The sequence below is a fragment of the Cetobacterium somerae genome (assembly GCF_022430525.1).
GTDB lineage: Bacteria > Fusobacteriota > Fusobacteriia > Fusobacteriales > Fusobacteriaceae > Cetobacterium_A.
In genome coordinates, this window is sequence record NZ_CP092519.1 from 508,411 (window position 1) to 520,488 (window position 12,078).

Annotated in this window: 10 protein-coding genes; 5 read left to right on the forward strand and 5 right to left on the reverse strand. The window is 28.5% G+C overall.

Features of this window, described 5'->3' with window-relative positions; all coding sequences use genetic code 11:
• Window positions 1-9: 9 nt before the first annotated feature.
• From MKD34_RS02265 to MKD34_RS02280, 4 genes are read right to left on the reverse strand one after another with little or no spacing between them, the layout of a single operon-like run.
• Window positions 10-1,119: a pyridoxal-phosphate-dependent aminotransferase family protein gene (locus MKD34_RS02265; protein WP_240219543.1), complete on the reverse strand. Its 1,110-nt coding sequence runs from the start codon at window positions 1,117-1,119 to the stop codon at window positions 10-12.
• A gap of 18 nt (window positions 1,120-1,137) precedes the next feature.
• On the reverse strand, window positions 1,138-1,806 hold the full coding sequence (locus MKD34_RS02270) for a methyltransferase domain-containing protein (protein ID WP_240219544.1): 669 nt from the start codon (window positions 1,804-1,806) through the stop codon (window positions 1,138-1,140).
• The gene (locus MKD34_RS02275; protein ID WP_240219545.1) at window positions 1,784-2,389 is read right to left on the reverse strand and encodes a pimeloyl-ACP methyl esterase BioG family protein; all 606 of its coding nucleotides are present in this window, start codon (window positions 2,387-2,389) and stop codon (window positions 1,784-1,786) included. Before MKD34_RS02275 ends, MKD34_RS02270 begins: the two co-directional genes overlap by 23 nt.
• Window positions 2,367-3,488, reverse strand: coding sequence for an aminotransferase class I/II-fold pyridoxal phosphate-dependent enzyme (locus MKD34_RS02280; RefSeq protein WP_240219546.1), 1,122 nt, complete (start codon window positions 3,486-3,488; stop codon window positions 2,367-2,369). Before MKD34_RS02280 ends, MKD34_RS02275 begins: the two co-directional genes overlap by 23 nt.
• Before the next feature lie 206 nt (window positions 3,489-3,694).
• Here MKD34_RS02280 and MKD34_RS02285 point away from each other — a divergent pair, with 206 nt between their 5' ends.
• The 3 genes from MKD34_RS02285 to MKD34_RS02295 are packed head-to-tail and all read left to right on the forward strand — an operon-like array spanning window position 3,695 to window position 8,828.
• Window positions 3,695-4,330 carry a helix-turn-helix transcriptional regulator gene (locus MKD34_RS02285; RefSeq protein ID WP_240219547.1) on the forward strand — a complete coding sequence of 212 codons (636 nt, stop codon included), beginning with the start codon at window positions 3,695-3,697 and terminating at the stop codon, window positions 4,328-4,330.
• Between the two features lie 39 nt (window positions 4,331-4,369).
• A complete protein-coding gene (gene ppdK, locus MKD34_RS02290) occupies window positions 4,370-6,940 on the forward strand; it encodes a pyruvate, phosphate dikinase (protein WP_240219548.1) in 2,571 nt (856 codons plus the stop codon).
• A 1-nt stretch (window position 6,941) separates the two neighbouring features.
• Complete coding sequence (locus MKD34_RS02295) at window positions 6,942-8,828, forward strand: fructose-1,6-bisphosphatase (RefSeq protein ID WP_240219549.1); 1,887 nt, start codon at window positions 6,942-6,944, stop codon at window positions 8,826-8,828.
• A 28-nt stretch (window positions 8,829-8,856) separates the two neighbouring features.
• Here MKD34_RS02295 and htpG read toward each other — a convergent pair whose 3' ends face one another.
• Window positions 8,857-10,674 carry a molecular chaperone HtpG gene (gene htpG, locus MKD34_RS02300; RefSeq protein WP_240219550.1) on the reverse strand — a complete coding sequence of 606 codons (1,818 nt, stop codon included), beginning with the start codon at window positions 10,672-10,674 and terminating at the stop codon, window positions 8,857-8,859.
• 167 nt (window positions 10,675-10,841) lie between these two features.
• On the opposite strand from htpG, the gene MKD34_RS02305 reads away from it, so the two are divergent.
• Complete coding sequence (locus MKD34_RS02305; protein WP_240219551.1) at window positions 10,842-11,567, forward strand: tRNA threonylcarbamoyladenosine dehydratase; 726 nt, start codon at window positions 10,842-10,844, stop codon at window positions 11,565-11,567.
• A gap of 2 nt (window positions 11,568-11,569) precedes the next feature.
• A complete protein-coding gene (locus tag MKD34_RS02310; RefSeq protein ID WP_240219552.1) occupies window positions 11,570-12,073 on the forward strand; it encodes a flavodoxin in 504 nt (167 codons plus the stop codon).
• Window positions 12,074-12,078: the final 5 nt, after the last annotated feature.

The following is a 12,078-nucleotide window of genomic DNA, read 5'->3' on the forward strand; positions in this document are numbered from 1 at the left end:
CGACTTTTTTTATTTTAAATCTATGATAGCTTTTTCTAAACAATCAAGAGTAAATCTAACTCTGTCTTCACGAGCATTTTCACCCATATGTCCAATTCTAATAACCTTTCCAGCTAGAGGACCATAAGATCCAGAAAGTAGAATATTATATTTGGTTCTTAGATGAACTAATAAATCCTCTGCTCTTATTCCTTCAGGAGGATAAAAAGCTGTAACTGTAGGTGAGAAATTAGATTCTAAATATAGAGAGCACCCAAGGTCTTTAAGTCTTTCAATACAAAGATCTCTCATTTCCTCGTGTCTATCAAACACTCTAAATAAAGTTTCAGATAGTAGATTATCAATAGCAGTTCCTAAACTGATAATATCACTAGCTGGCATAGTATAAGGAAAAGATTTTTTTTCCTCTATATTTTTCCAGTGTAATAAATTACAATAAAAAGATGGAATAGGAGTTGTTCTATTTTCCATTGCATACCAAGCGTCATTACTAACAGCAACTATCGTAAGACCTGGAGCAGCTGAGAAAACTTTTTGAGATGCAGACAGCATAATGTCAATATTCCATTCATCCATTCTAAAGTCAACTCCACCAAGAGCTGCAACTGTATCAACTACAGTTAAAATACCTTTAGACTTTAGAAGTTGACACACAGGACCAATATCATTAAGAAGTCCACTAGGAGTATCACAATGTATTACTGTAGCATATTTAAAATCAGAGTCTTTTTCTAGAAAATCTTTAAGAGTTTCTAAATCAATTGATTTCTTCCAACTTGATTCAAAGACAGTAACTTCCCCACCATAAGGCTCAATAAGTTCTTTAAAACCTTCTCCAAAGAACCCATTAGAGATAACAAGAACTCTATCTCCCTTTTCAGTAAGAGAAGCACAAGCTGAATCCAAACCAAGCATTCCTTCTCCACTCATTATAAGAATTTTAGAATGATCTGATCCAATAAAATTTCTAAGTCTATGACAAACAAATTTATAATAACTTAAAAAGTCAGGATCAAGATCGGGGTTTCCGAATACCTTACTTCTTGCATGTAAAGTATTTCCTGAAACAGTAGTAGGCCCAGCGGTCATCATTAGGTAGTTAGGTCTGTAAAATAGCATTTTAAATCCTCCTTGATTTTAATTTTTACAAGAAAAATAACTTACTTTATATGTTAATACTGTAGATTTAAAACTTTTTGTTAAAGAATAGTTAGAGCTTGAAAAGCCAGTTACTCCAGTCTCTTTTAAATGTTTTAAAGCTTTTAGAGGAGTAGAAAACTCTAGAGTAAACTCATCCTCTTGAAATTCAACAAAAGTATAGTATTTTTTTAAAATTTGATAAATCTCTTTGGTACTTTTATAATCTAAAGATACTCCAAAATGATTAAAAATTTCAACTAAATTTCCCTTTGAATATATAGAGAAAACTAAATGTGAAGTATTTTTAGAAGTTTTATAAATGAGATTTTCTAAGTTTTCAACCCATTGAAAAGCTGAACTAGAAACAATTAAAGAATAATTTTTTATTGTTAGTGTTTCCATATTTTCAACAAAAAAATCTCTGTATGATATATTTGAAAAAAAATCTTGAGTATTAAAAATATCATTTAAATCCAAATGAGTGAAATTTAAATTTTCACAGAGAGTTTTAGTAAAAATTCCTGTACCACATCCTAACTCTAAAATAGTATCATATTTTTTGGATTTATCAATAAATGTTAAAAGTTTTTTAGCTACTTTTTTTTGAGTAACTGCATTTTGGTCATAATTTTTAAATTGCTTATCAAAATTCATTTTCTTTACCAATGATATCCCTCCAACTTTTTATAACATTAAAAGGATAGTGGCTACATTGAAGGGTAATGATAGTACTAGCCTCTTTTTCATAAAACTTTAATTGTTTTGAGTAAGGAATGATTCGATCATATTCTCCAAGAAAAACTTTATCAAAAGTATAATGAGTATTAGGAGAACTATAAAGAATGTTTTCTAACTCTGTTTTTAATTTGTTTAAATTTGGAGTTTTATAAAAATACTCTAAAGGAAGTTCCATATTAGTATAGAATTTTTTTAAATTATCTAATGAAAGAGTTTCTAGAGTAAATCTAAACATTTTTGAAGATATCCCATATTTACCAATAATATATGGAACACCGTTTATGGCTATAGATGAACAGTTTAACTCATTATTTTCTAATAAAAATTTAGAAGCATAGTAAACACCAAAGGACCAACCAATAACATAAATTTTTTTATATTTGGAGAAATCGAGATTATTAACAATATAGGGATAATTAAGACAATGAACTTCAAAGAAGTCATCACAAATAAGATTTTCTACAATGTTACTATCCATTCCCCATCCGTTAAAAAAAAGTATTAAGTGCATAATTTAACTCCTGAAAAAAATCAATTATATTATCTTTTGATAAACTAGGAGATAAGCCGATTCTAATTCTAGATGTTCCCTTAGGAACTGTAGGTTCTTTTACTCCATAAACAAAATATTTCTTTTCTTTTAAATAGTTAGTAATCTTATCCAATCTTTCGTTATCTCCAATAATTATAGATATAATGTGTGTTGTAGATAAAGTGTTCATATTATATTTTTTTACTAGAGAGTGAGCTAATTCTTGTAATTCAATAAGATATTGACGTTTATCTTTAAATAATTCCATTTTTTCTAAAATAAATAGATTCCAAGCTATATTAATAGGAGGAAGAGCTGTAGTATAAATAAATTTTCTTCCTTTATTGATGATATAATCTTTGTAGAGTTGATTACAGATTAGATATGACCCAGTTGACCCTCCACCTTTTCCAAGAGGAATTGTAAGAAAATCAATATATTCAATTAAATTTTTATTATGAGCCATTCCGTAAGAGTAAACACCAAAAGAGTGAGCTTCATCAATAACTAATAAAAAATTGAACTCTTTTTTTAAGTTAATAAGCTCTTCTAAGTGGACACAATCTCCATCCATGCTATAGATAGTTTCTGAAATAACAAAAATATTTTCAAATTTATCTTTATTTTTTTTTAAAAGTATTTTTAGATGGCTAAGATCAAGATGTCTATATCTTAATAAAGTTGCTTTACTGTGTAAGATGCCATCGTGAATACTTGCGTGATTTAACTTATCACTTATGACCAAAGTTTTTTCATCACAAAATGTTTCTATAACACAACAGTTACAATCGAAGCCGCTATTAAAAAATAGGACAGGCTTTTTATATATACTTTCAGCTAGCTCTTCTAATTTCATAACTAAAGGATATGATCCGCTAATTAATCTAGAAGAACAAGAAGAAAGTCCTAGATTTGGATATTTTTTATAAAACTCTTCAATTAAAAGTGTATTATTGCCAAATCCCATGTAATCATTAGATGAAAGATTTAAAAAATCTTGATTCAATGTAGTTAATTTTCTAAAACGATTTTCATCTTTAAAATTTTCTAACTCTTTTTTTATTTTTTCTTTTAACATAGTTAATCACCAAAAATATTATACCTAAAAAGATAAAAAAAAGCCATTAGAAAGAAGGAATAAATATTGGTTGTAAATGTATACTTTAAAAATAAATGTGCACTTTTTAATAAATGTTGCAATTTTTATATATAGGTGGTACTATTGTTCTAATAAAACAAAGTAATTTTTTAAAATAAAGTGCGCACTTAAAAAAAGGAGTTAATATGCAGTTAACGGAAAGACAAAGAGAGATTGTAGAGATAATTAAAAAAAATGGGCCTATAACAGGAGATGAAATAGCTAAGATGATATATATTACTAGATCAGCTCTGAGAACAGATTTTTCAATTTTAAAGAAAATGTCAATAATAAAATCAAAGCAAAAAGTAGGATATACCTACAATGAAGCTTTTGTAGAATCAAATAATAAAACACTAGTAAAACATATAATGGGAATGCCAATAACTATAGATGAAAGCTATTCAGTTTACAAAACAGTACTTCTTATGTTTGAAAAAGATATAGGAACAATATTTATAACAAAGGATGGGAATCTTTCGGGTATTGTTTCAAGAAAAGATTTGCTTAGAATCGCTATTGGGAAAAGAGATATCGAGCAAATACCAATAAATCTTATAATGACAAGAATGCCTAACATAGTATTTTCTACAGAGGATGAGACAATAGAGGACTGTGTGAAAAAAATAATTGAACATCAGATAGACTCAGTACCTGTTGTTAGAATAACAGAGAAGAATGGAAAGGAGATATATAAAGTAGTTGGGAGATTTACTAAAACAAATGTGAGTAAATTACTACTTGATATATTAGAAAATAAGAATAAGGAAAAAAGTGAATAGTTTTAATTAAAATAAATTAGAAAGTTCAGGAGAGAGAAAATGAAAAATATTTACTTATTTAATGAAGGGTATGGTTTAGAAAAAATGATATTAGGTGGAAAGGGAGCCAACCTAGTAGAAATGAAAAAGATAGGACTGCCTATTCCAAATGGGTTAATAGCAACAACAGTAGCTTGTAAAAATTATTTTAAGAATGAGAATTGTTTATCACTAGATATGATAAAAGATATAAAAGAGGGAATAAAAAAGTTAGAAATAGAAACAGGTAAGGAATTTGAGGGAGAAAATCCTTTACTAGTTTCAGTGAGATCAGGTGCACCGGTATCTATGCCAGGAATGATGGATACTATTCTTAATTTAGGATTAAATGATAATACAGTTCAAAAATTAATTGAGAAAACTAAAAATGAAAAGTTTGTATATGAAATATATTTGAGATTTATAGAGATGTTCGCAGAAATTGTAAAAGGAGTTTCAAGAGAAAAGTTTGTAAAAATTAAAGAATATTCTAAAGAGAAAACTTATGAGGAAATAATTGAAGCTTTTAAAGGATTATACTGGATTGAAACAGGTGAGTTTTTCCCAGAGAATCCAGAGGAACAAATTTTAATGGCAATTGAATCTATCTTTAAATCTTGGAATAATGAAAGAGCAAAAATATATAGACAACTAAACAATATAGATGAAAGTATGGGGACAGCTGTTGTAGTTCAAGAAATGGTATTTGGTAATTTTAATGCGTTATCAGGAACAGGAGTAGCTTTTACAAGAAATCCATCAACAGGAGAAAATGAACTGTTTGGAGAGTATTTATTAGAAGCTCAAGGGGAAGATATTGTAGCAGGAATAAGAACACCATACTCTATTGAAACAATGAAAAATCAACTTCCAAATATTTATGAAGAATTTTTAAGTATTGCAAAATCATTAGAGAAACACTACGGAGATATGCAAGATATTGAATTTACTATAGAAGATGGAAAATTATTTATACTTCAAACAAGAAATGGAAAAAGAAGTCCAAATGCATCTATAAAAATAGCTGTAGATATGGTAAATGAAAATATAATAACTAAAGAAAAAGCTATATTAATGGTCGATACAGAATTATTACCTCAAGTTTTCAACGGGACGTTTGAGGAGGCTGATATAGTTGGAAAAAAGTTTCTAGGGAAAGGATTACCAGGTTCAGCGGGAGTAGCTGTGGGAAAAGTAGTTCTTTCCACAGACAAAATAAAAGAAGGAGAATCTGTAATTTTAGTGAGGGTGGAAACTTCCCCAGAAGATATCAAAGGCATGAGTTTAGCTAAAGGAATTGTAACTGTTAAAGGTGGAGCAACATCTCACGGAGCTGTAGTAGCTAGAGGGATGGGAAAATGTTGTGTAACAGGATGTGAGGAGATAAAAATAGATTCTAGTGAAGAGTTCTTTACTATAAATGGAGAGAGAGTTCAAGAGGGAGAGGTTATCTCTATAAATGGATATAATGGAGATATTTATAAAGGTGCCATAAAACTAAAAATGGGAGAGCTTAGTGAAGAGTTAAAAGAGTTTTTAGAATGGTGTAAAGAGATTAAGACTTTAGAAGTTAGAATGAATGCAGATACTCCAACAGATGTAATAGTTGGAAAAGGTTTTGGGGCTGAAGGGATAGGACTTTGTAGAACAGAACATATGTTTTTTGAAGATGAAAAAATCTGGAGTGTTAGAGAGATGATAATTGCTAATACAAAAGAGGATAGAGACAAAGCTTTAGAAAAACTTTTAGAACTTCAAAAAATAGATTTTAAAAAGATGTTACATAAATTAGGTGGCCTACCTATGAATGTAAGACTTTTAGATCCACCATTTCACGAGTTTTTACCTAAAACAGAGAAAGATATACAGAAACTAGCGGTGTTATTAGAAAAATGTCCAAAAGAGATTGAAAGTAGAATAAAAGAGTTAAAAGAAGAAAATCCAATGTTAGGACATAGAGGATGTAGATTGGCAATTACTTTCCCTGAGATATATGAGATGCAAGCAAGAGCTATAATAGAGTCAGCTATTGAGTGTAAAGGAGAGGGCGGGAGTTGTGAAATAGAGATAATGATACCTTTTATTGGAGGTATTAGTGAGTTTAAATATATAAAAGAGGGAATTTTAAAAGAGATTGAAAAAGTTTTTAATGAAAAAAATGAGAAGATAGATTATAAATTAGGTACTATGATGGAACTACCAAGAGCTTGTTTAATAGCTAATGAAATTGCTGAAGAGAGCGCATTTTTCTCATTTGGAACGAATGATTTAACTCAAACAACATATGGAATATCAAGAGATGACTCTATAAAGTTTATAGATCATTACAAAGCTAAAAATATAATGAAAAGAGATCCGTTCCAATCAATAGATACACGTGGAGTTGGTAAATTAATAGTTTTAGCTAAAGAGTTAGGTCAAAGCGTAAAACCAAATATAAAAATAGGAGTTTGTGGAGAACATGGGGGAGATCCTAAGAGTATTGAGTATTTCAATGACTTAGGATTTAATTATGTTAGTTGTTCACCATTTAGAGTTCCAATTGCAATAGTTGCAGCAGCACAAAGTGCCATACTAAAAAGGATGAGTTGATATGAATATAAAAGAGGAAGAATTAAAATACTTGAAACTTTTAGCTAAAAATTTTCCAACAATTGGTGAAACAGCCACAGAAATAATAAATTTAGAAGCAATTTTATCTTTACCAAAGGGAACTGAACATTTTATAAGTGATATACATGGGGAATATGAAGCTTTTAATCATGTTTTAAAAAACTGTTCAGGTGTAATTAAAGAAAAAATAGAAAATATATTTATAAATTTACTAGAAAAGGAAAAAAATCAATTGGCAACAGTAATATACTATCCTAAAGAAAAAATAGAGCTTATTCAATCTTTAGGTATAGATATGGAAGAGTGGTATAAAAGAACTATACCAAGAATATTAGAAGTTTTAAAAGTAGTTTCCTCTAAGTATACAAGATCAAAAGTAGGAAAGGCTATGACAAAAGAATTTTCCTATATCATTCAAGAGCTCTTATATGAACGAGCTGAAGAGCAAAATAAAAAGGACTACATAGAAGGTATTATAAATACGATAATAGATATTGGAAGAGGCAAAGAGTTTATAATAAATGTAAGTATGCTTATTCAAAGACTAGTTGTAGATACATTACACATAGTGGGGGATATTTATGATAGAGGACCATATCCACATAAAATAATGGATAAACTTATGAAATACCATAACGTGGATATTCAATGGGGAAATCATGATATACTGTGGGTAGGTGCAGCTTGTGGGCATGGAGCTTGTATAGCAAATGCTATTCGAATATGCTTAAGATACTCTAATAAAGAGATATTAGAAGATGGATATGGAATAAATTTATTACCTTTGGCAACATTAGCTATGGAATTTTATGGTGATGATTTATGTAGTGAGTTTAAACCAAAAACAAAAGATAAAAGTAGTGATGAAGAGTTACTTTCTAAAATGCATAAAGCTATATCAATTATTCAATTTAAGTTAGAGGGAGAAGTAATAAAAAGAAATCCAACATTTAATATGGAGGATAGACTTCTACTTCATAATTTGGATAACTCATATTTAACATTAGATAGAGATAATCTTTATAATTTAAATGAAAGAGAAAAAGAAGTAGTAGAAGGATTGATGAGAAGTTTTAAAAATAGTGAAAAACTTCAAGAGCACATAAAGTTTTTATTGGAAAAAGGAAGTGTATATTTAAAAAAGAACTCAAATTTATTATTTCATGGGTGTATGCCATTAGATGAAAAAGGTGGGTTTAGAGAGGTGGATATTTTTGGAAAAAAATATTCAGGAAAAAGATTGTTTGAAAGATGTGATCAGCTTTGTAGAGAGGGATATTATGATGAAAATAATATTCAAGGTAAAGATTTTATATGGTATCTTTGGTGTGGGAAAGATTCACCACTTTTTGGAAAAGATAAAATGAGAACTTTTGAAAGATATTTTTTTTCAGATAAAGAGAGTCATAAGGAGAATTATGATTATTATTATGAATTTTCTGAAAATAAAGAGGTTGCTAATAGAATATTAAAAGAGTTTGGAATATTAGATGAATATTCTCATATAATAAATGGTCATGTTCCAGTAAAGGTAAGAAAAGGTGAAACACCAATAAGAGCTCAAGGGAAATTAATACTAATAGATGGCGGATTTTCAAAAGCTTATCAATCTACAACAGGAATAGCAGGATATACTTTAATATTTAATTCTCATGGAAAGAGATTAGTTTGTCATAAACAATTTGAAAATATTGGAGATTCTGTAGAAAAATGTTTAGACTTTCAATCTACAACAGAGATTGTAGATAGTAAAAAAGAAAGATTAAAAGTAAGAGATACAGATATAGGAAAAGATTTGGAGAGTCAAGTTAAAGAACTAAAAAAGTTATTATTTTGTTATAAAATGGGAATAATAAAAAGTATATAAAATAAGGAAGGGATTAACCCTTCCTTATTTACTTACTTAGGATATTATTTAATTTTGTAACAAAATCTAGCGGATTTTCAAGAGTAAATCCTTCTATCAATAATCCTTGATTGTAAAGAATATCTGATAAATCTTTTAGTTCAGCTTCTGAAGCATTTTGTAGTTTGTTGAATAGTGGATGATTTGGATTTATTTCTAGAACCTTTTCAGCTTTAACACCTTCATTACCTGGAATTTGAGATAAAAGTTTTTCCATTTCTAAAGAAACTTCACCTTTAGATGATAAAGAAACAGAACTATCTCCAAGTTCAGGGTTTAATTTGATTTCAACAACTTTTTCTTTTAATGTTTCTTTTATTTTATCAAGAAGAGATTTATTTATTTCAGAAAGTTTTTTAATCTCTTCTTTTTCTTCTTCGGTTTCAAAAGTTACCTCAGTAACTGATTTAAATGTTTTTTCTTTAAAAGTATTCATAGTTTTTAAAGCAAACTCATCAGCACCCTCTGTAAGATATAAAACTTCAAAACCTTTATTGATAACATTTAAAACTTTAGGCATTTTTTGAAGAATATCTAGGTTTTCTCCAACTGCATAATAAATATCCTTTTGGTCCTCTTTCATTCTTTCTACATACTCTTTAAGAGATGTGTACTCTAAATCTTTAGAACTTTTGAAAAGAAGAAGATTTTCTAATTTATCTTTATTTAATCCAAAGTTTTCATGAACACCAAATTTAATATGTCTTCCAAAAACTTCCCAGAATTTTATATATTTATCTCTATCATTAGTCATTAATTTTTCAAATTCGCTTATAATTTTTTTCTCTAAATTTTTAGATATAGCCTTTAATTGCTGAGTTTTTTGTAAGATTTCTCTTGATATGTTAAGAGATAAATCATCTGTATCAACTAATCCTTTTATAAAATTAAAATATTGAGGAATTAGTTCTTCACATTTGTCCATTATAAAAACATTTTTAGTGTATAGCTGAAGTCCTCTCTTGTATTCTCTTGTATAAAGATCATATGGAGGAACTTGTGGTATAAACAAAATAGCATTATACTCTAAATTTCCTTGAACATTAAAGTTAAAATGGAAAAGAGGATCTTGCCAATCGTGATAAGTAGATTTATAAAATTCATTATAATCTTCATCTTTTAATTCATCTTTAGGTGTTTTCCAAATAGGTTTAGTTGAATTAATTCTTTCATCTTTTAGCATTATTGGATATTTAACATAATCAGAATATTTTTTTATAAGGCCTTTGATTTTATATTCATTTAAAAATTCTTTATCTTCATCATTGTCTTTTAAATATAAAGTAATTGAAGTTCCTCTTTCTGTTTTATCAATCTCTTCAATTTCATAACTTCCTTCACCTGTAGATGTCCATCTAACTCCCTTATCAGAATATGGTGATTTAGTTTCTAAAATGATCTTATCAGCAACCATAAATGCAGAGTAAAAACCAACTCCAAATTGCCCGATTATATTTAAATCATTATTTTTCTTAGCTTCTTCTAGTGAAGATAAAAATGCTTTTGATCCAGATTTAGCAATAGTACCGATATTTTCTACAACTTCTTCAAAAGTCATACCTATTCCATGATCAGTAATAGTTAGAGTTCTTAATTCTTCGTTAGGAGTAATAGTTATACAAAGTTCTTCAGAAGAATCTAAGATATGAGTATCTGTAAGAGCCTTGAATTTTAATTTATCAGTGGCATCACTAGCATTTGAGATAAGTTCCCTTAAAAAAATTTCCTTATGAGTGTAAATAGAGTGTACCATAAGGTTTAAAAGTTCTTTAGTTTCAGCTTGAAATACTTTTGTTTCTTTTTTCATTGTATCCTCCTTAAAAATAGCACTCCACATATAAAGTGGCTAATAAAATATATATCATAAATTTAGAAAAAATGTCAAGAGTTTATAAAGAAAAACTTGTATTTTATAGTTGTTTAGTATATAATCTTTATGTAATTAGTAAAGAATATAAAAAGGTTGGTAAATGAATGATTTTTCAAAGAACAGAGTTGTTGATAGGTACAGAAAACTTAGATAAGCTAAACAGTTCCCATGTACTTGTATTTGGAGTGGGAGGAGTAGGTGGATTTGTAGTAGAAGCTTTAGTTAGAGCTGGTGTTGGTGAGTTAACAGTTGTTGATTTTGACACAGTTGATATAACAAATCTTAATAGACAAATAATTGCTACTCAAGATACTGTTGGTAGAGATAAGGTTGAGATTATAAAAGAAAGAGCTTTATCAATAAATCCAAATATAAAGATAAATGCCTATAAAGAAAAATTTTTTAAAGATAAAAGAGAAATATTCTTTTCAGAAAATAAAAAATATACTTATATTGTTGATGCGATAGATATAGTTACAGCAAAATTAGATTTAATAACTATAGCAAAGGAATTAAAAATTCCAATTATATCCTCAATGGGAACAGGAAATAAAATAAATCCAACAATGCTAGAGGTTGCAGATATATCAAAAACATCTGTTTGCCCATTAGCAAAAGTTATGAGAGTAGAGTTAAAAAAGAGAAGAATTCAAAAGGTAAAGGTATTATTTTCAAAAGAACTACCAATGAAACCGAAGAATCTAGAGAATAATAGAGAGAAGCAAAATAACGTAGGAAGTATATCTTTTGTACCATCTGTAGCAGGTCTTATAATTGCAAGTGAGGTTATAAAAGATATAACTGGTCTGAAAAATTTAGGAGGAAATTAATTATGAAAAAAATAGGGATTTTTTATGGAACAACATCAGGAATAACAGCTGGAATAGTTGATGAAATAGAGTTTTACTTAAGAGGAGAGGAATACGAAGTTTTTGATGTAGCAAATGGAATTAATGAGATGGAGAATATTGAAAATCTAATTTTAGTTTCACCAACGTATGGAGTTGGAGAGTTACAAAAAGATTGGGAAAATGTATATGACAAATTAAAGGATTTAGATTTTACTAATAAAGTAGTAGGAATAGTAGGTGTAGGAAATCAATTTGCATTTGGTGAGTCGTACGTTGGAGCAATGAGAAAATTATATGATGCAGTTATAGCTAAAGGTGCTAAGGTAATAGGATTTACTTCAACAGAAGGATATAGCTATGAAGAAACTGAATCAGTTGTAGACGATAAATTTATTGGTCTTGCTTTAGATGAAAGTAATCAAGATAATGAAACACCGGATAGAATTAAAGCTTGGATAGAAGAGATTAAACCTCTATTTAATTAAGGAAA

Excerpts from the sequence above, each read along its gene's own strand:
- MKD34_RS02285 (WP_240219547.1), top strand. The coding sequence starts at position 3,695 with ATGCAGTTAACGGAAAGACAAAGAGAGATTGTAGAGATAATTAAAAAA.
- ppdK (WP_240219548.1), top strand. The coding sequence starts at position 4,370 with ATGAAAAATATTTACTTATTTAATGAAGGGTATGGTTTAGAAAAAATG.
- MKD34_RS02295 (WP_240219549.1), top strand. The coding sequence starts at position 6,942 with ATGAATATAAAAGAGGAAGAATTAAAATACTTGAAACTTTTAGCTAAA.
- htpG (WP_240219550.1), bottom strand. The coding sequence starts at position 10,674 with ATGAAAAAAGAAACAAAAGTATTTCAAGCTGAAACTAAAGAACTTTTA.
- MKD34_RS02305 (WP_240219551.1), top strand. The coding sequence starts at position 10,842 with ATGATTTTTCAAAGAACAGAGTTGTTGATAGGTACAGAAAACTTAGAT.
- MKD34_RS02275 (WP_240219545.1), bottom strand. The coding sequence starts at position 2,389 with ATGCACTTAATACTTTTTTTTAACGGATGGGGAATGGATAGTAACATT.
- MKD34_RS02310 (WP_240219552.1), top strand. The coding sequence starts at position 11,570 with ATGAAAAAAATAGGGATTTTTTATGGAACAACATCAGGAATAACAGCT.
- MKD34_RS02265 (WP_240219543.1), bottom strand. The coding sequence starts at position 1,119 with ATGCTATTTTACAGACCTAACTACCTAATGATGACCGCTGGGCCTACT.
- MKD34_RS02280 (WP_240219546.1), bottom strand. The coding sequence starts at position 3,488 with ATGTTAAAAGAAAAAATAAAAAAAGAGTTAGAAAATTTTAAAGATGAA.